We start from the raw sequence: 20,736 nt of genomic DNA on the forward strand, positions 1-20,736 counted from the left end.
GGCCCCGGCGGCGCCGACCCAGGACGTGGCCCGCCCGGCCCCGAAGGACCCGCGGTTCGCCGTCCAGCGCGAGGCGCTGAAGGCCGCGCTGCAGCAGCCCGCGATCGCCGGGCCGGAGTACGACGCGCTGCCGCTGGAGGCGTTCACCCACCCGGTGTACGTGGCCGTGCACGAGGCGGTGCTGAAGGCGGGTGGCGCGGGTTCGGGCCTGACCGGCCCGGCGCTGCTGGACGCGGCGGCCCCGCACTGTCCGGAAGGGACGGTCCGGCGCGTGCTGTCCGAGCTGGCCGTGGAACCGTTGCAGGCCAAGGACGAAGTCGACTCGCGGTACATCTCGTCGATCCTCGCGCGGCTGCAGGAGAGCCTGGTCGGGCGGCAGATCGCGGAGATCAAGGGCAAGCTGCAGCGGCTGTCGCCGGTCGAAGCGCCGGACGACTACCGCGCGCTGTTCGGCGACCTCGTCGCGCTGGAGCAGTACAAGAAGTCGCTGGGCGAGCAGGCGGCCGCCGGCGCGTGGGGCTGAGATGAGCTTCCTGCGCCGGTTGCTGGGCGACCGCACGCCCGCCGACTTCACCGGGACGCTCGCGCCCGGTGAAGACGTCGTCGACAGCGCCCCGGTCGAAGGCGGCGGCTACCTGGTCGTGACGGCGCTGGGCCTGTGGGTCCCGGCCGGAGACGGCGCGCGGCGCGTCGGCTGGCACCTGGTCGGCAAGGCGACCTGGTCGGACGGGGTGTTCACGCTGACCGAGTCGGAAGAAGCCGGCACGGCCGGGGCGGCGGTCGTGCTGGCCGACCGGCCGCCGGTGCGGTTCCGGCTGCCGGCGCCGGGCAAGGTGCCGCGCGAGGCCTACCAGCGCGTCGAGGGCTCGATCCGCTCGCGGCACCGGCAGGAGATCGGGTCCGGGGGAGCGTGGTTCGTCCAGCGCAAGGTCCCCGGCCGCGACGGCAGCGTCCTGCAGGTCCGCCCGGACCCCGGGACCGACGTCGCCCTGGTCGCGGCCATCGCCGAGCAGGCCGCCGCGAAGCTGGTCAACCCCGGCGAATAGCAGTACGCTCGTACTCAGTACAGGCGTACTGCTTGCTGGAGGCGACCGTGTGGGATCCCGGGAAGTACCTCGACTACGCCGACCTGCGGGCCCGGCCGTTCTACGACCTCATCTCGCGCATCGGCGCTTCGTCGCCCCGGCGCGTGGTGGACCTCGGCTGCGGCCCCGGCAACCTGACGGTTTCCCTCCGGGAGCGCTGGCCCTCGGCGGTGCTGGAGTGCGGCGATAGTTCACCCGAAATGGTGACAGCAGCGCGCTCACGCGGCCTCGACGCCACGGTGCTCGACGTCCGAGACTGGACGCCGGCGCCGGACACCGACGTCGTGGTGTCGAACGCCGTCCTGCAGTGGGTCCCGGACCACGCTTCGCTGCTTCGCCGTTGGGCTGCTTCGCTGCCTTCGGGCGCTTACCTGGCGGTTCAGGTGCCGGGCAACTTCAACGCCCCTTCGCACGCGCTGACGCGGCAGCTGGCGGCGTCCCCGGCCTGGTCGTCCCGGCTGGCCGAGGTCGTCCTGCGCGAAGACGACGCGGTCTCGAGCCCGCTGGGCTACGCGAACCTCCTGCTCGACGCGGGCTGCGAGGTCGACGCCTGGGAGACGACGTACGCGCAGCCGCTGCGGGGCGAGAATCCGGTGCTGGAGTGGATCACCGGAACGGCGCTGCGCCCCGTCCGCGCCGCACTGGCCGACGCCGAGTGGGACCGGTTCCGCGCGGAACTGGCCCCGCTCCTGGCCTCGGCCTACCCCACCCGAGCCGACGGCATCACGTGGTTCGAGTTCCGCCGGGTGTTCTTCGTGGCCCGGGTCAGCGCCGCACCTTCTCGCTGATCTTGGCCCGCGCCACCCCGGCGGCCCCTTGCACCATGGGGTGGTCGACGACCCGGCGGTAGGTGCGCACGAGCTGCTCGTACCGCCCCCGGCCTGCCTTGGCGCCCAGCACGTACCCCAGGCCTGCCCCCAGCAGGAACTTCTTCATCCGCGTCCACGCCTTCCCGTCACTAGGTCGTCCGACTGTCCATTGTCCAGGAAAACCCCGGCGCGCGTGCTGGTTGCGCCAAGTGGGGGGTGCTGTGAGGCGGGGTTGGGGCATGGGCTAAGGTTTCTCTTGTCGGTCGGAGAGACCGGCACCGGAAGTGAGCGACATTCCCCTGTAGCTCAACTGGCAGAGCATTCGGCTGTTAACCGGAGGGTTCTTGGTTCGAGTCCAAGCGGGGGAGCAAAGCCCAGGTCAATGACCTGGGCTTTTTTGCTACCCCTGAGTAGGGGCGACTCAGTGTCTATCTTGACGATCGTCCCGGTTGCGGCGTCGCTGTCCGGCCAGTCGGCGGCTGTCTCGGACGGGTGGCGGGCTTGGACACCGCGCGGCGGCAAGCCCCCGTCGGGCGTCCACCTTCGCCCCGGCACCGTCCGCTGACCCCAGCGGCGTGCTGACCCGGGCTGCCCGGGAACCGGTGGCACGACGCGGCGAAGCGGTACCTGTCGCTCCACCCGGCCTGATTCGGCCTGAATTCACCGGCCGGCGCAGGAAGGTCCACTATGGACACTGGGACCCCGGCGGAACCGAAGGGGCTGGTGGTGTTCTTCCACGGCCTGGGGGAGCACATCGGCAGCTACGAGCCGCTCGCGGAGGCGCTTGCCGCTGCCGGTTCGCGCTCTGGGCCGCCGGCCACGCCGGGCACGGCCGGGCGTTCGCGGTCGCCGAGGGAACGGCGGAGCTGTCGCCGGTGAGCGAAGTCCCCGGCGACGCGGCCGGCCGTGAACTCCTCTCGCTCGACGGGCCGTGCTCTACGGCACCGCGCTCGCCGTCTCGTAGGGGTGGCTACTTCGTCGTGACGTCGAGCAGGATCTTCAGCAGTTCGCCGGGCGTGTCCCGCATGAGGTTGTGCCCGCCGTCGAGACTGTGCGTGGTCCACGTGGGATCGGCGCGCAGGCGCTCGTAGACCGGGGTGAAGGGCGATTCTCCGTCCCAGCCGGCGGCGTAGACGTAGTCCCGCCGCCGGACTCTGGCCGGGTCGCCGGTCAGGCGGAGCGGTTGCAGCACCGAGGCGAGGGGGTGCGGGGTGGCCCGCGGGTCGAAGAACGGCAGCGGGCGGACGGCGTACCCGCTGTCGACGACGTCGAGGTACCACTGGCGTTCCTGCTCGGAGACCAGCGCCCAGCAGGAGTCACCGTCCTCCGGAACGACGGCGTCGAGGTAGACGAGGCTGTCCACCCGTCCGGGCAGGCGGTCGGCGGCGCCGGTGATGACCATCCCGCCGTAGCTGTGGCCGACCAGCACGGCGTCGTGGACGTCCTCGGCAGTCAGCAGCGCCGTCACGTCCTCGATGTGGGTGTCGAGGTTGACCCCGCCGGACAGGAGATGGCTGCGTTCGCCGATCCCGGTCGGCGTCACCGGGTGGACGAGGTGCCCGAGCCCGCGCAGCTGTGCGGTCAGGTCGGCGAAGCACCACCCTCCGTGGCACATGCCGGGAACGAGGACGAAAGCGGTCATGGTCGGGCTCCGGTTTCTTCGGTGTGGTGGCCGGTCGGTTCGAGGTGTGGCCGGACGCCGGCCAGAACCGCCGCCACGGCGCACAGACCGGCGGTCCACACCAGGGGAGCGGCCGGCGAGGTGTGGTCGGCGAGGAGGCCGGCGAGCCAGGGGCCTGCCGTCTGTCCGGTGGCGAACAGCGCGGTGAACGCAGCGAGGGTGGCGGTCAAGTCGGTGGGTGCGACGACGGTCCGGAGGTGCGCGGTGACCGCGGCGGGGACCGCCATGAAGCTTGCCCCGTAGGTGACGGCGGAGGCGATCACCACCGCGGGCGAGGGCGACAGCAGCGCCAGTGCCGCTCCGGCAGCCAGCACGCCGAGCACGAGAGCCAGCGCGCGCGTGCCGGACCAGCGGGTGATCGGACGGCTCCACACCGCCGGCGCCGCCACGACGGCCGCGCCCAGCAGCGTCCAGGTGAGCGCCACCTGGACGACCGGAGCGAGCCGGTTGGCCAGGTACACGGACAGGAAGGTGATGTAGGTGATGTAGCCCGCCGCGAAGAGGAAGTACGCCGCGGCGACCGGCCACAGTGGACGGACGCGTGCGTGGCCCGCTTCGCCTGCCGGTTCCTCCTCCCCGGTTTCCGCCGCCGTCCAGCAGGCCAGTGCCGCCGCCCCGGCGGCGACGCCGAGCCCGATCCACGCCACCTGCCAGTGGCCGGCCAGCCCGGGAATGGTGAGGCCGCTGAGGCCGATGCCCAGGCCGGTTCCGGCGAAGTACACCGTGATGGGCGTGCTCGAGCCGGTTCGCGCGGCAGCCCGGGCCGCGATCACCCCACCCGCGATGAACACCACCGCTCCGCTCGCCCCGGCCACGGCACGCACAGCCAGCAACACCACGAAGACGTCACCGGCCGCCGTGGCGGCCAGCGCGACCGCGGTGACGGCCAGACCCCAGCGGAACGCCGCGGCCGCACCCCACCGGCGTACCACGGCCGCCGTCACCACGGCACCGGCCAGGTAGCCGAGCCCGTTCGCGGTGCTGACCGCCCCGGCCTCGGCCAAGGTCCACCGCAGGTCGTCTCCCATGGCCGGAACGAGCAGGCCGTAGGAAAAGCGCGCGAGGCCCAGCGCGGACGCCGTTCCCAGCGCCAGCCGCGCGGCCCGCCGGATCGCTGTCACGCCCCACCCCCGAGATCGAACCGATCGGTACCATCCGGACGCTAGCACACTGATCGAACCGATCGGTACGATCGTGGGTATGCCGGTAGCCAAAGGCTCGACCATCGACCCGGAGCGCACCCGCGCCGCGATCCTGCGCGAGGCCACGGAGGTGCTGTACGAACGCGGGCTCGACGGCATCGGGGTCGCCGCGCTCTGCGCCCGCCTCGGGGTGTCGAAGGAAACCCTCTACCGGCACTTCGGCACCAAGGACGGACTCGTCCACGCGGTGCTCGAAGCCCGCAGCGACCAGTTCGTCCGATGGCTCGACAGCGTCGTCCGGCAGGCTGAGCACGACGATCCCGCCGGCCAGCTCGCCGCCCTGTTCGACGCCCTCCAGGGGTGGTACGAGGAGCCCGAGTTCCGCGGCTGCGGAATGCTCAACGCCGCCGCCCAGCACCACACCGCCCCGGTCCGGGCCATCACCGCGCGCCACCTCGGCCGCTACGCCGACCTGCTCACCGAGATCGCCGTCCGCGCCGGCGCCGCCGACCCCCACCGGCTGGCACGGCAGCTGCTCATCCTCGTCGAGGGCTCCACCGCCGTGGCCGACCACCACGACCGGCACGCGGGGGAGGACGCACGCGAGGCCGCCCTCACCCTGCTGGCCGCGGCGCGCCGGCCTTGAGCAACGGTGACGGGCCGATGCTGGTGCTCCCGGATCCGGTCCACCAGCCGGGCCTGCGCGATGACCGGAGCGCCCTCCCGACCCGACGGCACCTCGTCCCGCACGCGGGCGACGACCCGGGCCTTCTTTGCGTCTACGGTCGTGTCCGGTTGACTCAGGTGCGCGGGGGCAGGCTCGCCAGCACCTTCTGCGCGGCCTGCCGGCCCGAGTCGGCCGCGTCGGCCAGTGATGGCACGTCGAGCTGGTAGTCGCCGGCCAGGTGGACCGGACCGAGGTTGTCGCGCAGTGTCGCGAGCGAGGCCCTTCCGCCGGGCGCCCAGAACGGCACCACCCGCGGGTGGCGGCGCAGGATGCCTTCGCCGAGCTTTCCTGCCAGTTCGGGGTAGAGCTTCAGGAGATCCGCGGTGAACCGGGCGACGATCTCGTCGTCGCCCAGCTCGAACAGCTTGTCGGCCTCGGCCCCGCCGGCGAAGCAGGCCAGGGCGCCGCCGGGCTTGCGCGTGTTCCCCCGGCGCACGGCGGCCGCGTGGTTGAACATCGCCTGGAACGACAGCTCCGGCGTTGACACGGCCAGGTAGTCGTCCCAGCGCTGCGGCCCCTCCTCGTGGGTGAAGAACCCCACCACCACGTACCGGCCGTAACGGATGTCGGCGAACGCTTGGCGGTACTCCCGCGGCAGGTCGCGGATGATCTTCGACGCGATGTCGGCGGGCACCGCGACGATGGCACGCCGGGCGTTCAAGCGCGCTGGTCCGTCGGCGCCGGTGTACTCCACGACGACGCCGTCGGCGGTCCGGGTCAGGGACGTCACCGGCGAGTTCAGCCTGATCCGCTCGCCGAGGTCCTTGCTCAGGATGTCGGTCAGCGTCTGGTTGCCGCCTTCGGGCAGCGAGAGGTTCGGGACCTTGCCGGGGTCGGTCAGCAGGATGCCCATCGAGTAGACGAACTGCGTGGCGGCGGTTTCCTCGGGCTCGCACCCCATCCACTGCCCCGACCACGAGCGGACCATCGTCCGGGCGAGGTCCGAGGTGACCCCGCGCAGCACGAAGTCGGCGCGCCGGGCGTCGAGCTTCGCCCGGACCCGCTTCGCCCAGCGGTTCTCGGCGTTCATCTCCAGGAACGGGACGTTCGCGAGGATGCGGGTGCCCACGGCCGCCAGCCCGATCCGGTCCAGCAGGCTCATCCGGGAGCGGAACATCAGCGCGAACGGGTTGGACGTGTCGACCTGCTTCCCGCCGAGCGCCAGCGCCACCGACTTCCCCTCCAGGGTGCCCATCGGGATCCGGTGGCGGTGCAGGGCGTCGATCAGGGGGCCGGTGCCCTCGGTGAACTGCGTGCCGACGTTGATCCAGTAGTCGCCCTGGCGGACCGAGTCCACACGCCCGCCGGCCCGATCCGTGGCTTCGAGGACGACGACGTCCCGGTCGGCCAGGGTCGTCGCGGCCATCAGGCCGGCCATGCCGGCGCCGACCACCACGACCTCGCAGGATTCTTCACGTACGGCGGTCATTGAGACTCCTTCACGAGATCGAGTGGGATGACGCCCGTTCCGCGGGCGCGGGTCGCGACGATGGGCTCGGCCAGGACCTCGGCCCGGCCGGATTCGTCCACAGAGCGGCAGATCACGCGCAGTTCGAAGTCGACCGTCCGGCTGCGGGTGCCCTTGGCGGCCAGGCGTGCCTCGACCTCGATCACGTCGCCGCCGCGGACAGGCGCGAGGAACTCCACGGAGGAGTAGCCCGCGAAGAGGCTTTCGTGGCCGTCGCTCAGGATCGCCAGGTGGGTTCCGGCGTCGCCGAAGAGCTTCAGGCTGTACGCGCCGTCGACCAGGTTTCCGGCGTAGTGGGCGTCGGAGTAGGCGACGTAGCGCTGGTGAACGACTTTCATCCGTCGACCTCCGTGTCGATCCGGCCGATGCCTTTCGCCACCGCGGAACTGTCGAGGGCGACGCCGGGGTAGCCGCGGCGCGCGATCTCCTCGCAGATCCGGCGGTAGCGGCCGACACCGCCGACGTAGCCCATGAACGTCGACGGCTTGCCCGCGACGTTGGAGCCGCGGTACCACGAGTCGGTGGTCGCGTAGAGCGTCTGGTTCACCGTCCACTCCGTAATGTCCACCCAGTCGTCCTGGCCTTCGGTGGTCGTCTCGATGACCTCGTGGCCCTCGGCGCGCGCGTGGGTGATCAGGCCGGCGATCCAGTCGACCGCCTGCTCGATGGTCAGCACGACGTTGCTGGCCAGCGCGGGGCTCTGCGGGCCCGCGACCATGAAGAAGTTGGGGAAGCCCGCGGTCAGCAGGCCGAGGTAGGTGCGGACGCCGTCGCGCCAGGCGTCCTGCAGCCTGCCGTGGCCGGGCGCGGTGACGTTGAGCCCGAAGAGCGGTCCGGTGAAGGCGTCGAAGCCGATCGCCAGGACGACGGCGTCGACCTCGTACGAACCGGCCTCCGTGACGATGCTGTCCGCGGTCATCGTCGTGATGGGCTCCTCGCGGAGCGAAACCAGCGAAACGTTGGGACGGTTGAAGGTTTCGTAGTAGCCGGTGCCGAAACAGCTTCGCTTGGCGCCGAGCGGGAAGTGCGGCTCCAGCAGCGTCGCGGTGCGGTCGTCGTGGACGATCTCGTGGATCTTGCCGCGGAAGAAGTCGGCCGCGGTCTGGTTGGCGTCGAGGTCGAAGAGGAGGTCGGCGAATTCCGCGCCCACGCCCAGGAACCCGCTCCGCTCGTACGCCGCTTCGTAGCGGCGCCGGCGCTCCTCGTCGGAGACGTCGAAGGCGCGGTCGGTCACCGGGCGGTCCGGGATGCCGCCGGGGGAGTAACGGCATTCCTGCCGGATTTCGGGGTACCGGCTCTTGATGTCGTCGACGACCTCGGGCGGCAGCGGGCGGTTGCGGGCCGGGAAGACGTAGTTGGCGGTGCGCTGGAACACCGTCAGGTGCTCGGCCACCTCGGCGATGAGCGGAATGCACTGCACGCCAGAGGATCCCGTGCCGATCACCGCGACCCGCTTGCCGGCGAGGTCGTCGAGCGAGACGTTCCAGCGGCTCGTCGACACCGTGAGGCCGGCGAAGTTCTCCAGACCGGGGACGTCGACGTCCTTCGGCGTGGACAGTCCTCCTGAGGCGGCCAGAAGGTAGCGGCCCCGCCGGGTAGCACCGGAGTCGAGCGTTACCTCCCAGAGCTTTTCGGCGGGCAGCCAGTTCGCCGCGACCACCTTGGTGCCGAACCGGAAGTACCGGCGCAGGTCGAACCGGTCGGCGACGTGGTTGATGTACCGGAGGATTTCCTCCTGCGGCGCGAATCGCTCGCTCCACGTCCACTCCTTCTGCAGTTCCTCGCTGAAGGAATACGAGTAGTAGACGCTTTCGACGTCGCAGCGCGCGCCTGGATAGGTGTTCAGGAACCACGTTCCGCCGACGTCGGCCGCGGCCTCGAACCCGGCGAACGTCCAGCCGTGCTCACGTGCCTGGTAGGCGGCGTACAGGCCGGAGAACCCGGCGCCGACGCACAGGACGTCGACGACGGGGCTGGCAGGTGTCGGGCTGTCGGTCATGGTCCCCGCCTTCTAGTCAAAGGTCTGAGTCGGATGACTAAGAAAGTAGAGACCCGGGCGACGTCCGTCAATGGGCGCGGAGGTGCCGCGCCACGTCGTCGAGGGCGGTGTCCGTCTGGGCGAAGACGCCGACTTCGGTGAAGAACCCGTGGAAGACGCCGGTGTGGCGGACCACTGTGGACGGCACGCCGTCGGCTCGCAGGCGCGCGGCGTAGGCCTCCGCGTCGTCGCGCAGCGGGTCGACCTCGGCGGTGAGCACGAGGGCCGGCGGCAGGCCGCGCAGCGAGGCCGCCTTCATGGGCGCCGCGTACTCGTCGATGACGGCGGATCCGGTGTACTGCGCCCAGAGCCAGCGTGCGTCGGCGGTGGTCAGCAAGGGCGCGTCGGCGAACTCGGTCCAGGATGGCGTCGCGAAGCGGTCGTCGACCGCCGGGTAGACGAGGATCTGCGTCACCGGCGGAGTCAGGTCGTGGTCGCGCAGGTGCAGGCACAGTGCGGCGGCGAGGTTTCCGCCCGCGGAGTCACCGCCGACGGCGACCCGGTCGTCGTGCTCCCGGAGCCAGGTGAACGTGTCGATCGCGTCCTCGAGCGCGGCCGGGTACGGGTGCTCGGGCGCGAGCCGGTATTCGAGCGAGACCACGTCCCAGCCCGACCGGGCCGCGATGGCGCGGCACGCCTCGTCCACGCCGTCGAGGGTTCCGAGGACGAATCCGCCGCCGTGCAGGTAAAGCAACACGCCGCCCGGGGTTGCCGGGGCGTGGTAGCGGCGGGCGCGCAGCCGTCCGGCGCGCGTCGGTACGGCGAGGTCCTCGACCCGGGCGAGCGGCGTGAGGGGGACGTCGGCGGGTGGGCTCGCCAGCACCTTGCGTGCGGTTTCGGCGCCGAGTTCGCGGACGGGAGCGGGCAGGGCGGCCGCGATTGCTTGCGCGGCAAGGAAAGCGTGGCTGTCGAGCCGGGCCCAGCACAGGGGGATCTGCGTGGTCATCGAGGGACCTTTCCTGGCGAATCGGCGGAGAGGTGTTGACACCTTGTGACCCGTGACTCACTATCACTGGTCAAACGCCTCAGTCAAATGACTAAGTTCTACGCCGAGAGGACCGGAAGATGACCAGAGGGAAGCGGGACGCCGCGCGGGTCGAGATCAGGATCGAGGACGACGCCAGCCCGCTCGTCCGGCTCATCGGCCGCACGCTGCGGGACGCCCACCGCGCCGGTCACGCTCTGCAGGAGCTCACCCGGACCAGCGGGGTGGTCGCGGTGAAATCGCACGACACGCCCCAGTCGGCCACGATCGCCTTCGGACCCAAGGGAATCGACGTCTCCGGCGGGGTGCTCGTCGAGCCCGACGCGGTGGTGACCGTCGACCTTAACGGCCGGTTCGCGCCGGCCGCGGAGGCCGTCGGCGACACCGACCTCGCCGCCGGGGTGCTGCACGCGCTCACCCCGCCGATTCCGCCGTGGCGCGAAGGGGCGCAACGGTTCTGGGACCGCACCCGCACGCTCCCGGGGATGCCCGAGACGCTGGTGGTGGTCACCGAGGGCGAGAGCGGGCTGGAGCAGCTCGTGCTCGGCGAGGGCTCGTCGCAGTACCTCATCGCCTCCGATCCTGAGTCCCTCGCCGGGATCTTCTCCGGTGCCGACGACCTTTTCGCCGTTCTCAACGCCGGAGCCCTGGGCCTGCGGGGAACCATGTCGCAGCTGTCGGTCATGGCCGGCGCCTCCTGGAAGGTTCGTTACGATGTCTGAAACCCCCACCGCGACGCGGGCCGTGCGGCTCGAAGCGACGAACCCCGAGGGGTGTTTCCTCGGCAAGGTCGTCTCGCCCCGGAAGTTCGAGTCCGGTAAGGACACCGGTTTCCCCCACGCCGACCTCCTGTTCGGCCTCGACCTGGGCAACCTGCCGGTCTTCGGGGCGCCGTTCCCCGAGTGGCGCGGCCACATCGACGACGTCTACCTGCGTCCCGACCCTTCGACCCTGGTGCGCTGGAAGCCGGGCCTGGACTCGGTGATCGGCGACTACTGGCTCAAGGACGGCCGTCCGGTTCCGCTCTGCCCGCGCAACCTGGTGCGCCGCATGGTGGACCGGCTCGCGCAGCACGGCTACACCGCCACCGTCGCGGTCGAGATCGAGGCCACCGTCTTCGAGGAGCCGATCCACGAGGCACGCGCTCGCGGCTACCGCGACCTGACCCCGCTCGGCGGCGCCGCCGGCACGGCCTACCACCACGCCAAGTCCAAGGACTGGGTCGAGTACATGCACGCGGTGGCCGAGCGCCTCGACGAGGTGGGCATCGTCTGGGAAGCCTGGAACGACGAGGACGCGGCCGGCCAGATCGAGCTGAACATCGCGATGGGTGACCCGGTCAAGGTCGCCGACGACTGGGCGCGAACGCGCCAGGTGATGCGGGAGGTGGCGCACGACCTCGGCCGCAGCGTGACCTTCATGGCCAAGCCCACCGCCGGCTACGGCCAGGCGTCCCACATCAACCTGTCGCTGCGGCGCGACGGCGTCAACGAGTTCTACGCCGAAGACGGGCCGTCCGAGACCATGCTGCACGCCGTCGGCGGCCTGCTGGCGACCATCGCCGGTACCACCTCGATCGTGCTGCCCCAGATCACGTCGTACCGCAGGCTGGTCGACCTCAGCGGACCCCCGGTCACGATCAGCTGGGGCATCAGCAACAAGACCGCCGCGGTGCGCGCGGTCGTCGGGCACCCGGAGTACTCCCGGCTCGAATACCGCCTGCCCGGGGCGGACGCGAACCTCTACCTCGCGCTCGCCGGCGTCCTGGCCGGGGTCGTCGCGGGCGTCGAGCAGAAGATCGAGCCGCCGGAGCCGGTCACCGACATGGCGTGGTGCCTGCCGCCCGGGCTCGGCATCGAGCGGATCCCGGACACCATCACGAAAGCGGCCGCCGCGCTCGACGCCGACGTGAACCTGCGCGAGCTGCTCGGGAACGAGTTCGTCGACTACTGGGTCGCGTCGCGCCGGTGGGAGTGGCTCGCCTTCCACACCATGGGTGGTGACCCGTTCGCCGAGCTTTCCGAGTGGGAGTCGGCCCGTTACTTCGAGCTGCCGTGAAGCCGCTGATCGGCATCACCGGGAGGCGCTTCCGGTTGTCCCTGATCGACGGGGCCGACCCGAGGTACGGCGACCGGTGCCTGGACAGCTCCATGTCGGACTTCGCGACGCGGGTCGCCGCGGCGGGGGGAATCCCAGTGCACCTCTCCTACGACACGGACGTGGAGGGGGTGTGCGAGTGGCTGTCCGCGGTCGTGGTCACCGGCGGGCAGGACGTCCACCCGGCGTGCTGGGGCGGTGACACGTCGGTCGTCCGCGACATCGATCCGCGCACCGACCCGATGGTCCACGACGTGGCCCGGGACGAGTACGAGATCGCGCTGGTCCGGGCGGCACTCGAGCGCCGGATCCCGCTGCTCGCGGTGTGCCGCGGCCTCCAGGTGCTCAACGTCGCCCTGGGCGGCACGCTGATCGCCGACCTGCCCGCCGGCCCGGTGGCGCACCTGTCGCCGGAGGTGGCGCCCACCGACGGGACCGCCGACCACGTCGTGACCTTCGAGCCGGGCTCGACCGCCGCGGGTCTGTTCGGTGCGTCCGCGCGCACCAACTCGTGGCACCACCAGGCGGTCGACCGCTGCGGTACCGGCCTGATCGTGACCGGGCGGACGAGCGACGGGGTGGTCGAGGCCGTGGAGCTGCCGGGGTCCCCGGTCCTCGGCGTCCAGTGGCACCCGGAGTGGATGGCCGGCGGCGACCCGACGTTCGCCTGGGTCGTCGCCGAGGCCGCCCGCAGGCTGGAGAGGAGCTACGTGTGAACATGGGCGAAGACCCGCCGGTCCCGACGCTGACCGGGTTGCTGGCCCGCCGGGCCGAGGACGCCGCCGATCGGGAGTTCCTGCAGTTCGCCGAAGGATCCTGGACCTTCGGCGAGATCGACGCCTGGACTTCGCGGCTGGCGCACCGCCTGATCGAGGTGGACGGCGTCCGTCCGGGGGACCGGGTCGCGATCATGCTCCCGAACGTCGTCCAGTGGCCCGTCGTGTGGCTGGCCGCGCTGAAGGCGGGCGCGGTCGTCGTCCCGGTCAACTGCTCGTACCGGAGCGCGGATCTCGCGTTCGTGCTGCGCGACTCGGGCGCCCGGATCGTCTTCACCGACGCCGAGCGGGCCGGGCTGGTGGCCGAGGTCGGCGCGGACGTCCGCGTGGTCGACGACGGCTCGGAGCAGTTTCCCGCGCAAGCGCCGCAGATCCCGATCGAGGCCGCGACTTTGGCGAACCTGCAGTACACCTCGGGCACGACCGGCTTCCCGAAGGCCTGCATCCTCACCCACGACTACTGGCTGCGGCTGGGCTGGATCTGCGCGGGCGCGACCGGGCTCGGCACCGGGGACGTCATCCTGACGTCCCAGCCGTTCTCCTACATGGATCCACAGTGGAACACCGCGCTGGCGCTGACCGCCGGCGCGCCGCTGGTCGTCCTGCCCCGGTTCTCCGCGTCGACCTTCATGGCCGACGTCCGCCGCCACGGCGTCACGTTCTTCTACGTCCTCGGATCGATGCCGACGCTGCTGTTCAAGCAGCCGCCGACGCCTGAAGACCGCGACAACCGGCTCCGGATGGTGTTCTGCTCGGGGATTCCCGTCGCGCTGCACGCGCGGCTGGAGGAACGGTGGGGTGCCCCGTGGCGGGAGATCTACGGGATGACCGAGTCCGGTGTGGACTTGTTCAGCCCGTTCGCCGACACCGAAGCGGTGGGCTCCGGCAGCCTCGGCCGCCCGGTGCCCACGAAGCGGGTTCACGTCGTCGACCCGGACGGAAACGAGGTACCGGACGGCGAACCGGGGGAGCTGGTCGTCGAAGGCAAGCCGATGATGAACGGCTACTGGAACCGCCCCGAAGGCGGGCTGCGCGACGGCCGGCTGCACACCGGCGACCTCGTCGTCCGCGGTCCCGGTGGCATCCGGCTCGTCGGGCGGATCAAGGACATGGTGCGGCGGGGCGGGGAAAACGTCGCCTGCGCCGAGGTCGAGGCGGCGCTGGAACGCGACGACCACGTGGTCGCCGCCGCCGTGGTCGCCGTCCCGGACGACGTTCTCGGCGAGGAGGTCAAGGCGTTTCTCCAGCTGCGCAACGGAATCGCGGCCGATCGGACGACCGCCGGGCACATCCTCGAACGGGCGGGCACCCAGCTCGCGCGCTTCAAGGTGCCGCGGTACGTCGAGTTCGTCGCGGACTTCCCCCGCACCCCGTCCGAGCGCGTTTCCAAGCCCGCGCTGCGGGAGAAGAACCCTGGCGTCACCTACGACTTCGCACCCCGAAGGAGCTAGCCGTGCATCCGTTCCTCGACGTCGTCCGCGAAGTTGCCGTCGTGACCTTCAGCCGTCCCGAGAAGCTCAACGTCCTCGATGTGGACACCCGCCTCCGGCTCGCGGCGCTGATCCGCGAACTCGGCACCGGGGAGGCGGTGCGCGGCATCGTGCTCACCGGCGCCGGACGCGCGTTCTCCGCGGGCGAGGACCTCCGCCAGGCGCCGACGACCGACGCCGAAGTCCGGCAGGCGTTCGAGAGCTTCCACGACATCACCCGCGCGATCCTCGCGACGCGGGTGCCGGTGGTCGCGGCCGTCAACGGCATCGCCGTCGGCGGCGCCTCGGAAATCACGCTCTGCTGCGACGCGCGCATCGGCACGGCGGCGACCGAGTACTACCAGCCCGAGAACGGCCGGGGACTCACGATCTCCAACGCGTCGAGCGTGCTGCTGCACCGCCTGATCGGCCACCACGCGATGCGCCTGGTGCTCGGCTCTCCGCGGGTCGGCGCCGAGGAGGCGCTGCGGATCGGCCTGCTCGACGAGCTGGTCGAGCCCGAAGCACTGCTCGACCGCGCGATCGACACCGTGCACGCGTGGACGCCGGAAGGCAACACGACGGCCCTGCACCTCGCCCTCCTGCGTCCGCGGGCCGAGGAGGTCGAAGCCGCCTTCGCCCGCGAGGACGAGGCGGCGCGCGAGGCCTGGCGCAGCGGCGCCCTCAGTGCGGGCGTCGAGGCCTTCTGGTCCGCCCGAACCTGACCCACTACCCCGAAGGAGGCGGCCGCGTGATCGACACCCGTGCCGCAGTACTGACCGAAATCAACCAGCCGCTGGAGCTGACCGACATCCGGGTGGACGACCCGGAACCGCACGAGGTGCGGGTCGCGGTCACCCACGTCGGCCTGTGCCACAGCGACCTGCACTACATGACGGGCCACGTGCCCACCGAAGTCCCGGTGGTGCTCGGCCACGAAGTGGCGGGGGTCGTGGAGGCCGTCGGCACGGCCGTCACCGAGCTGCGCCCGGGCGACCGGGTCACCGGAGCGCTGACTCCTTCGTGCGGCCTGTGCGCCAACTGCGACGCGGGCCGGTCGACCCAGTGCCTGCGCGTCGAGGAGATCCGCCGCCGCCCGCGGCCGGCGTTCCAGTTCGCCGACGGCCGCCCCATCGCGCGGCTCGGCGACATCGGCGCGTTCTCCCAGCACACGCTTATGCGGGAGAACGCACTCGTGAAGCTGCCGGACGATGTCCCGTCGCACGTCGGCTGCCTGCTGTCGTGCTGCGTCGTCACCGGCGTCGGCGCGGTGTTCCGCGGGGCGCAGCTGCGGCCGGGCAGCACCGCCGCGGTCGTCGGCTGTGGCGGCGTCGGCTCGGCCATCATCCAGGGCGCCCGGCTGGCCGGCGCGTCCGCGATCGTCGCCATCGACCTCGACGACGAGCGCCTGGAAGCCGCCCGCAGCTACGGTGCCACCCACGTCATCAACGGCGCCAGCGACCCCGTGGCGGAACTGCACCGCCTGCTCGGCGACGGCGTCGACTACGCCTTCGAGGCGGTCGGCTCGGCCCGCACCGCCGCGACCGCCCTCGCGCTCGTGCGCCCCACGGGCACGGCCTGCCTGGTCGGGATCGCGCCCGGCGGCACCGAGATCAGCGTGCCCGCCCTGGACTTCTTCTTCCAGGAAAAGCGACTTATCGGCTCCTACATGGGTTCCGGCCAGGCCCGCGAGGACATCGCGCAGTTCGCCCGCCTCTACCAGCAGGGCCGGCTGCTGCTCGACGAGATGGTCACCCGGGTCATCCCGTTCGCCGAGATCACCAAGGGCTTCGAGGCGATGACGTCCGGCGGCGTCACCCGCATCGTCGTCGACCTGCAGTCCTGACCAACGGAGGTGAACGCCATGCCGCACAACTACATCGCCGGCGAGTGGAGCGAGTGCGCGAACGCCGGGGATGCCTGGAACGTCGACCCCAACACGCGCGAGCCCGTCCACCGGCTCGCCACCACCACACCGGACGACCTCGAACGCGCCTTGCGCCACGCCGAGCAGGCGTACGACACCGCCCCGTGGGACGAGGACGCCCGGCGGGAGCGGGCGGAGCTGCTGGAGCGGGTGGCCGCGATCGTGGAGAGCCGCGTCGAGGACATCGCCCGCGCGGACGCGCTCACCAGCGGCACGCCGATCGGCGTCACCCGCACGGTCGCGGCGTTCCTGCCGCACCGGATCCGCGCCGCCGCGGCCGACCTGGTGGCCATCCCGCGCGTGCGGGCCCTGGCCGCCGGCGGGCGGGACGTCCGGCTCTACAAAGTGCCCTGGGGTCCGGCCGCGATCCTCACGCCGTGGAACGGCCCGAGCTTCATCCCCGCCGCCAAGGTGACCAGCGCGATCGCCGCGGGCTGCCCGGTGATCCTGAAACCCTCCGAGCACGCGCCGTCGAGCGCGCAGCTCGTCGTCGAGTGCTTCGTCGAGGCGGGCCTGCCCCGCGGTGCGCTGCAGCTCGTGCACGGCACCGGCGACGTCGGCGCGCGGCTCACCGCCGACCCGCGGATCAAGATCGTCTCCTTCACCGGCGGACCCGGCGCGGGCCGCGCCATCGCCCGCGCCGCGGCCGAGGACTTCAAGGTCCTGCAACTGGAACTCGGCGGCAACAACCCGGTGGTGGTGCTCGACGACGCCGACCTGGACGTCACCGCCGACGGGATCCTGGAGGGGATGACCAAGCTCAACGGTCAATGGTGCGAGGGGCCGGGCAAGGTGCTCGCCCCGCAGTCCATTGTGGACCCGTTGGTCGAGGCGCTGACCGAGCGGATCGCCAAGCTCGTCGTCGGCCACTCGCTCGACGAGGACTCCCAGGTCGGCCCGATCTCGAACGAGCCGCACTTCCGCACCCTGGACACCCGGATCGCGGGGCTGCGCGACCTCGGCGCGAGCATCCACCAGCCTGCGCGGCTGCCTGACCTCGGCGGCTTCTTCCTGTCCCCGACGGTCGCCGTCGGCGCCGACCCGGCCCGGGCCACGGCGGAGCTGTTCGGCCCGCTCGTCTCCGTGCACGACGTCGGCTCCACCGAGGATGCGGTGCGGATCGCCAACGCCGCACCGTCCGGTTTGGACGCTTACGTCTTCGGCTCCGACACCGACCGCGCGATCGAGGTCGGCGCCCGCCTCGTCGCGGGCGAGGTGCGGGTGAACGGCGCGAAGATCGCCGACCTCGGCGACGACTCCGCGCAGAGCTTCTGGGGCCCGGCCGGCATCGGCGGGCACGGCCCGGCCGAGTCGGTGCGGGTCTTCTGCGGCGACCGCGTCGTCGGCGTCGACAGCCCCGACCTCCCGTTGTGACCACTTGGAGAGAACCATGCAAATCGAACTAGCGCTCGCCCAGGTGCGGGCCCTCGAGGGCACGCGGCGGGTCAGCCGGACGGCCCTGCTCGCCGTCGCCGGGCTGCTGGCCACCGTGACCAACGCGGTCTCGTTCATGGTGCCGCCGTTGCTGCCGGTCATCACCACGAGCTACGCCCACAACTCCGTGAGCGCCGCGGTCTGGATCCTGGCCGCGCTGACCCTCGGCGGCGGCGCGGGGTTCGTGCTCATCCCGCGGCTGACCGACATGCTGAGCGACCGGTCGATCGCCCTGCTCGCCGGCGGGTTCCTGGCCGGCGGCGCGCTCGTGGCGGCCGTCGGCGACACCTACCCGGCGCTGGTCGCCGGCTCCGCGCTGCTGGGCTTCGGCAGTGCCGCGCAGCTGGTGCCGCTGAGCTTCCTGCGCCGGTACCTGCGCGGCAAGGGGATCTCGACGGCGGTCATGGTGCTGATCATGGCCACCGGCAGCGGCGTGGTGCTGGGCATGGTCGGCGGTGGCGTGTCCGTGCGGATCTGGTCGCTGCCCTCGCACCTCAACGCCGACGGCACGGTGCCCGCCCTGTCGATCGCGCCCTTCTACTTCGTGCTCGCCTGCTTGTTCGCGCTGACCACGATCGCGCTGCTGGTGGTCGTCCCGAACTCGGCCCCGCGGTCCAAGGGGCGGCTCGGCGCCGGCAACACGCTGTGGCTCGTCGGCTGGGTCTCGCTGATCCTGCTGGCGCTCAGCGCGCCGCCGGACGGCGTGATCGGCCAGAACGCCCCGGTGATCCTGCTCGCCGGTGTCCTCGCCGCGGCCGGGTGGGTGTTCGCCGAGCGGCGGGTGAAGGCCCCGGTCTTCGACGTCGGCGTGCTGCGGACGCCGTACGTCACCACCGCCTGCGTGTCCGCCGGGCTCTTCGGCTGCATCGACGCCGCGTTCCTGGTGCTGGCCAACTACTACGCCCAGACGGTGCACGGCCTGCCGCTGTCCGCCGACGGCGGGAAGACGGGGTGGTCGCGCGCGTTCGCGGAGTACGGCCTGAGCTTCGACCCCTTCACCACGAGCCTGATCCTGCTGCCGTTCGCGCTGACCATGTTCATCAGCGGCAAGTACTCGGAGAAGCTCATCGCGCGCGGCCGGCCGGAGATCATCCTGATCGGCGGAGCGCTCGCCTGCGGGGCCGGCCTGCTCTTCCTCGGGCTCGCCCACGACCAGGCGTGGCACTACGTCGTCGCGTCCGGGATCATCGGCCTGGGCAGCCGGGCGGGCTACAGCGCCGCGTTCGCGATCCCGCAGTTCGTCGTGCCGGAGGCGAAGTCCGGCATGGCCGCGGGCATGCCGGGCACGCTGATGGCGATCGGGATCGCGGTCGGCGCCGCGGTCGTCACCATCGTGCTCAACGGATCGGGGTTCGTCTACCACTCGGTCGACGTCGCCGGCCTGGTGGCGGGCACGGTCGATCCGGCGTCGGTGAACCTCAAGACGTCGGACTACCTGCTGGACGGATCGCACATCCCGAGCGCCGACGCTTTCACCACGACCTACTACGTCTCGCTGGTCTTCCCGGCACTGGTCGTGCTCGCGACGGTGCTGTCACGAGCCCGGCACACGGGTGGCTTCAAGCGGGTGCTCGAACGGCACGCCGGCTGATCCCTCAACGCGAGGCGGCGGTGCGACGTCGCTTCGTCGCGCGCTGGTTCGTCGCGCCCAGCCGGGCCGTCAGCCAGCTGTCGAGCAGGGAGTCCGCGATCTCCATCTGCTTCTCGGCGAGGGCGCGGTCGCCGTAGGTGATCCAGCTGACGGCGAAGCCATCGGCCACGAAGGCGATCGCCGACGCGATCGCGTCGATCGTCTCGTCGTCGATGGGGCGCTCGCCGGCCGCGGCCCGGAGCGTGGCGCGCACGCCTTCGAGTGCCTTGTCGAACAGCTCGATCCCGCGGCTCCCGTGCTGGCGCCGGGCCCAGTTGATGAGCTCCAGCGCGGAGACGGCGAAGCTCGGCGACTCGACGTAGTACTCCATCGTGTCGCGCAGCATCTTGTGGGCCGTCTGCTCCACAGTGGCCTGCGGGTCGACCGCCGCAGTCAGGTCGCGGAACTTGCCGACCACGAACTCGTAGACGTCGGCGAACAGGTCCTCTTTGGAGTCATAGCAGTAGTGGACCATCGCGAGGTTCGCCTTGGCCTGTTCGGCGATGCGCCGGGTGGTGGCGCCGTCGATGCCGTGGGTCGCGATGACCTCGACGGCGGCGCGGACGAAGTCCTGCCGCCGCTGTGCTGCGGAGATCCGTGGCACGAACCCTCCTGGACCGAGATTAGTTGGACGCTTGATTAAGTCACCGCCAAGGCTACCAGGAGGCCGAAGCGAAGAAGTTAGTCAAACATCTTGAACAGATGACTAAGTCCGTCGTACCGTATGAGCGCGATCACAGGCGCGGGCCGCCTTCCGAAAGGACTCGATGACATGAAAGAGCTGCTCTTCATGCTGGCCGATCTCTGGATGATCTTCGCCGGCTTCTTCTACGGCGTGAAGTTCATCCGCCGCTACGCCAACTACCTGCTGGGCCTGGAGTGGATGATCGTCGCCACCTCCGGCACGAACTTCCTCGTCTGGTCGCTGCTCGGCGGCGATGACGGCAGCTTCCTCTACACCGTCGCCTACTTCTTCGACGCGTTCTCGCGGTCGGTCGGCATCACCCTCATCCTGGTGATGGGCCTGATGCGCGTGACGCACCGGTACAAGCCGTCGCTGGCCGCCGACATCGGGGCCTTCGCCGTGGCCATCGCCGCGGGGGCGTACCTGCAGCAGTTCCGCGGCGAGCACCTGCACGTCGGCCCCGCGACGTTCTACATCGTCGTCAACGTCCTCACGACGCTGTTCCTCGCCTACTTCTCGGTGCGGCTGTGGAAGATCGGAGCCAAGACCCTGGCGATCGCGGCCGGCCTCGCCACCGCGGCCGGTACCGCGATCGCGCTGACGTACGACTTCTTCCCGTTCCCGGACGACCAGCACCGCACGGTGTTCTACATCCTGGCGCTCGGCACGTGGGGCACCCAGCTGTTCGTCTACTTCCGCTGCTACCGCGCCCTGCACGAGCACAACGTCCGCACCGGCGTCGAGCCCGCTTCCCACTCGCGCAGCGCCACTTCGGTCTGAGGA

General features: G+C 71.3%; 21 protein-coding genes, 1 tRNA gene and 1 pseudogene. 15 read left to right on the forward strand and 8 right to left on the reverse strand.

The features are described 5' to 3' along the window. The 3 genes and pseudogenes from G3I65_RS53390 to G3I65_RS53400 all read left to right on the forward strand — a co-directional run. Positions 1-523: pseudogene (locus tag G3I65_RS53390) on the forward strand (DNA primase); the annotation flags it as partial. Position 524: 1 nt separating this feature from the next. Further along, positions 525-1,046 carry a hypothetical protein gene (locus tag G3I65_RS53395; RefSeq protein WP_163046916.1) on the forward strand — a complete coding sequence of 174 codons (522 nt, stop codon included), beginning with the start codon at positions 525-527 and terminating at the stop codon, positions 1,044-1,046. 47 nt (positions 1,047-1,093) lie between these two features. Continuing rightward, on the forward strand, positions 1,094-1,873 hold the full coding sequence (locus tag G3I65_RS53400) for a trans-aconitate 2-methyltransferase (RefSeq protein WP_160703956.1): 780 nt from the start codon (positions 1,094-1,096) through the stop codon (positions 1,871-1,873). On the opposite strand, the gene G3I65_RS56805 is transcribed toward G3I65_RS53400, so the two are convergent. Then, positions 1,851-2,021: a hypothetical protein gene (locus G3I65_RS56805; protein WP_166641722.1), complete on the reverse strand. Its 171-nt coding sequence runs from the start codon at positions 2,019-2,021 to the stop codon at positions 1,851-1,853. The genes G3I65_RS53400 and G3I65_RS56805 overlap by 23 nt on opposite strands. 168 nt (positions 2,022-2,189) lie before the next feature. On the opposite strand from G3I65_RS56805, the gene G3I65_RS53405 reads away from it, so the two are divergent. Beyond that, positions 2,190-2,262: transfer RNA gene (locus tag G3I65_RS53405), tRNA-Asn, on the forward strand. Positions 2,263-2,581: 319 nt separating this feature from the next. After that, positions 2,582-2,773, forward strand: a complete 192-nt coding sequence (locus tag G3I65_RS53410; protein ID WP_239072004.1) for a serine aminopeptidase domain-containing protein — start codon at positions 2,582-2,584, stop codon at positions 2,771-2,773. Positions 2,774-2,864: 91 nt separating this feature from the next. Here the strand turns inward: G3I65_RS53410 and G3I65_RS53420 are convergent, their stop codons facing one another. Continuing rightward, positions 2,865-3,536 (reverse strand): alpha/beta fold hydrolase, encoded by a 672-nt coding sequence (locus tag G3I65_RS53420; protein WP_160703916.1) that lies wholly within the window; start codon positions 3,534-3,536, stop codon positions 2,865-2,867. Beyond that, on the reverse strand, positions 3,533-4,696 hold the full coding sequence (locus tag G3I65_RS53425) for a YbfB/YjiJ family MFS transporter (protein WP_203612751.1): 1,164 nt from the start codon (positions 4,694-4,696) through the stop codon (positions 3,533-3,535). Before G3I65_RS53425 ends, G3I65_RS53420 begins: the two co-directional genes overlap by 4 nt. Before the next feature lie 79 nt (positions 4,697-4,775). Between G3I65_RS53425 and G3I65_RS53430 the strand changes: the two genes are divergently transcribed. After that, positions 4,776-5,363, forward strand: a complete 588-nt coding sequence (locus G3I65_RS53430) for a TetR/AcrR family transcriptional regulator (protein WP_160703917.1) — start codon at positions 4,776-4,778, stop codon at positions 5,361-5,363. A gap of 154 nt (positions 5,364-5,517) precedes the next feature. Here the strand turns inward: G3I65_RS53430 and G3I65_RS53435 are convergent, their stop codons facing one another. The 4 genes from G3I65_RS53435 to G3I65_RS53450 all read right to left on the reverse strand — a co-directional run bounded on the left by G3I65_RS53435 (position 5,518) and on the right by G3I65_RS53450 (position 9,896). After that, positions 5,518-6,873: an NAD(P)/FAD-dependent oxidoreductase gene (locus tag G3I65_RS53435; RefSeq protein ID WP_160703918.1), complete on the reverse strand. Its 1,356-nt coding sequence runs from the start codon at positions 6,871-6,873 to the stop codon at positions 5,518-5,520. Then, positions 6,870-7,250 (reverse strand): hotdog domain-containing protein, encoded by a 381-nt coding sequence (locus tag G3I65_RS53440; RefSeq protein WP_160703919.1) that lies wholly within the window; start codon positions 7,248-7,250, stop codon positions 6,870-6,872. The genes G3I65_RS53435 and G3I65_RS53440 overlap by 4 nt, the downstream gene beginning before the upstream one ends. Further along, positions 7,247-8,911: an NAD(P)/FAD-dependent oxidoreductase gene (locus tag G3I65_RS53445; protein ID WP_160703920.1), complete on the reverse strand. Its 1,665-nt coding sequence runs from the start codon at positions 8,909-8,911 to the stop codon at positions 7,247-7,249. Before G3I65_RS53445 ends, G3I65_RS53440 begins: the two co-directional genes overlap by 4 nt. A gap of 67 nt (positions 8,912-8,978) precedes the next feature. Further along, complete coding sequence (locus G3I65_RS53450) at positions 8,979-9,896, reverse strand: alpha/beta hydrolase (RefSeq protein WP_160703922.1); 918 nt, start codon at positions 9,894-9,896, stop codon at positions 8,979-8,981. Between the two features lie 119 nt (positions 9,897-10,015). On the opposite strand from G3I65_RS53450, the gene G3I65_RS53455 reads away from it, so the two are divergent. Genes G3I65_RS53455 through G3I65_RS53490 form a run of 8 tightly spaced genes read left to right on the forward strand, consistent with a single transcriptional unit; the run spans position 10,016 to position 19,229 of the window. Beyond that, a complete protein-coding gene (locus G3I65_RS53455) occupies positions 10,016-10,657 on the forward strand; it encodes a hypothetical protein (RefSeq protein ID WP_160703924.1) in 642 nt (213 codons plus the stop codon). Then, entirely contained in the window at positions 10,650-11,993 is a 1,344-nt protein-coding gene (locus G3I65_RS53460; RefSeq protein ID WP_160703926.1) for a glutamine synthetase family protein, read from the forward strand. The genes G3I65_RS53455 and G3I65_RS53460 overlap by 8 nt, the downstream gene beginning before the upstream one ends. After that, positions 11,990-12,748: a gamma-glutamyl-gamma-aminobutyrate hydrolase family protein gene (locus G3I65_RS53465; RefSeq protein WP_309236101.1), complete on the forward strand. Its 759-nt coding sequence runs from the start codon at positions 11,990-11,992 to the stop codon at positions 12,746-12,748. The genes G3I65_RS53460 and G3I65_RS53465 overlap by 4 nt, the downstream gene beginning before the upstream one ends. Positions 12,749-12,750: 2 nt before the next feature. Next, positions 12,751-14,259: an AMP-binding protein gene (locus G3I65_RS53470; protein WP_160703962.1), complete on the forward strand. Its 1,509-nt coding sequence runs from the start codon at positions 12,751-12,753 to the stop codon at positions 14,257-14,259. 2 nt (positions 14,260-14,261) lie between these two features. Beyond that, a complete protein-coding gene (locus G3I65_RS58090; RefSeq protein WP_160703928.1) occupies positions 14,262-15,002 on the forward strand; it encodes an enoyl-CoA hydratase/isomerase family protein in 741 nt (246 codons plus the stop codon). Positions 15,003-15,028: 26 nt separating this feature from the next. After that, entirely contained in the window at positions 15,029-16,123 is a 1,095-nt protein-coding gene (locus tag G3I65_RS53480) for a Zn-dependent alcohol dehydrogenase (RefSeq protein ID WP_160703930.1), read from the forward strand. Positions 16,124-16,141: 18 nt separating this feature from the next. Beyond that, entirely contained in the window at positions 16,142-17,578 is a 1,437-nt protein-coding gene (locus G3I65_RS53485; protein ID WP_160703932.1) for an aldehyde dehydrogenase, read from the forward strand. Between the two features lie 16 nt (positions 17,579-17,594). Continuing rightward, positions 17,595-19,229 (forward strand): MFS transporter, encoded by a 1,635-nt coding sequence (locus G3I65_RS53490; RefSeq protein ID WP_160703934.1) that lies wholly within the window; start codon positions 17,595-17,597, stop codon positions 19,227-19,229. A gap of 4 nt (positions 19,230-19,233) precedes the next feature. Here G3I65_RS53490 and G3I65_RS53495 read toward each other — a convergent pair whose 3' ends face one another. Then, positions 19,234-19,872 carry a TetR/AcrR family transcriptional regulator gene (locus G3I65_RS53495; RefSeq protein WP_160703936.1) on the reverse strand — a complete coding sequence of 213 codons (639 nt, stop codon included), beginning with the start codon at positions 19,870-19,872 and terminating at the stop codon, positions 19,234-19,236. A 168-nt stretch (positions 19,873-20,040) separates the two neighbouring features. Here G3I65_RS53495 and G3I65_RS53500 point away from each other — a divergent pair, with 168 nt between their 5' ends. Then, positions 20,041-20,733: a transporter gene (locus G3I65_RS53500; protein WP_160703938.1), complete on the forward strand. Its 693-nt coding sequence runs from the start codon at positions 20,041-20,043 to the stop codon at positions 20,731-20,733. Positions 20,734-20,736 lie beyond the last annotated feature (3 nt).

It is taken from the genome of Amycolatopsis sp. SID8362, assembly GCF_010550475.1.
GTDB lineage: Bacteria > Actinomycetota > Actinomycetes > Mycobacteriales > Pseudonocardiaceae > Amycolatopsis > Amycolatopsis eburnea.

What these genes read in the sequence shown, in the direction of transcription:
- G3I65_RS53395 (WP_163046916.1), top strand. Translation starts at nt 525, where the DNA reads ATGAGCTTCCTGCGCCGGTTGCTGGGCGACCGCACGCCCGCCGACTTC.
- G3I65_RS56805 (WP_166641722.1), bottom strand. Translation starts at nt 2,021, where the DNA reads ATGAAGAAGTTCCTGCTGGGGGCAGGCCTGGGGTACGTGCTGGGCGCC.
- G3I65_RS53410 (WP_239072004.1), top strand. Translation starts at nt 2,582, where the DNA reads ATGGACACTGGGACCCCGGCGGAACCGAAGGGGCTGGTGGTGTTCTTC.
- G3I65_RS53420 (WP_160703916.1), bottom strand. Translation starts at nt 3,536, where the DNA reads ATGACCGCTTTCGTCCTCGTTCCCGGCATGTGCCACGGAGGGTGGTGC.
- G3I65_RS53430 (WP_160703917.1), top strand. Translation starts at nt 4,776, where the DNA reads ATGCCGGTAGCCAAAGGCTCGACCATCGACCCGGAGCGCACCCGCGCC.
- G3I65_RS53435 (WP_160703918.1), bottom strand. Translation starts at nt 6,873, where the DNA reads ATGACCGCCGTACGTGAAGAATCCTGCGAGGTCGTGGTGGTCGGCGCC.
- G3I65_RS53440 (WP_160703919.1), bottom strand. Translation starts at nt 7,250, where the DNA reads ATGAAAGTCGTTCACCAGCGCTACGTCGCCTACTCCGACGCCCACTAC.
- G3I65_RS53445 (WP_160703920.1), bottom strand. Translation starts at nt 8,911, where the DNA reads ATGACCGACAGCCCGACACCTGCCAGCCCCGTCGTCGACGTCCTGTGC.
- G3I65_RS53450 (WP_160703922.1), bottom strand. Translation starts at nt 9,896, where the DNA reads ATGACCACGCAGATCCCCCTGTGCTGGGCCCGGCTCGACAGCCACGCT.
- G3I65_RS53455 (WP_160703924.1), top strand. Translation starts at nt 10,016, where the DNA reads ATGACCAGAGGGAAGCGGGACGCCGCGCGGGTCGAGATCAGGATCGAG.
- G3I65_RS53460 (WP_160703926.1), top strand. Translation starts at nt 10,650, where the DNA reads ATGTCTGAAACCCCCACCGCGACGCGGGCCGTGCGGCTCGAAGCGACG.
- G3I65_RS53470 (WP_160703962.1), top strand. Translation starts at nt 12,751, where the DNA reads ATGGGCGAAGACCCGCCGGTCCCGACGCTGACCGGGTTGCTGGCCCGC.
- G3I65_RS53485 (WP_160703932.1), top strand. Translation starts at nt 16,142, where the DNA reads ATGCCGCACAACTACATCGCCGGCGAGTGGAGCGAGTGCGCGAACGCC.
- G3I65_RS53490 (WP_160703934.1), top strand. Translation starts at nt 17,595, where the DNA reads ATGCAAATCGAACTAGCGCTCGCCCAGGTGCGGGCCCTCGAGGGCACG.
- G3I65_RS53500 (WP_160703938.1), top strand. Translation starts at nt 20,041, where the DNA reads ATGAAAGAGCTGCTCTTCATGCTGGCCGATCTCTGGATGATCTTCGCC.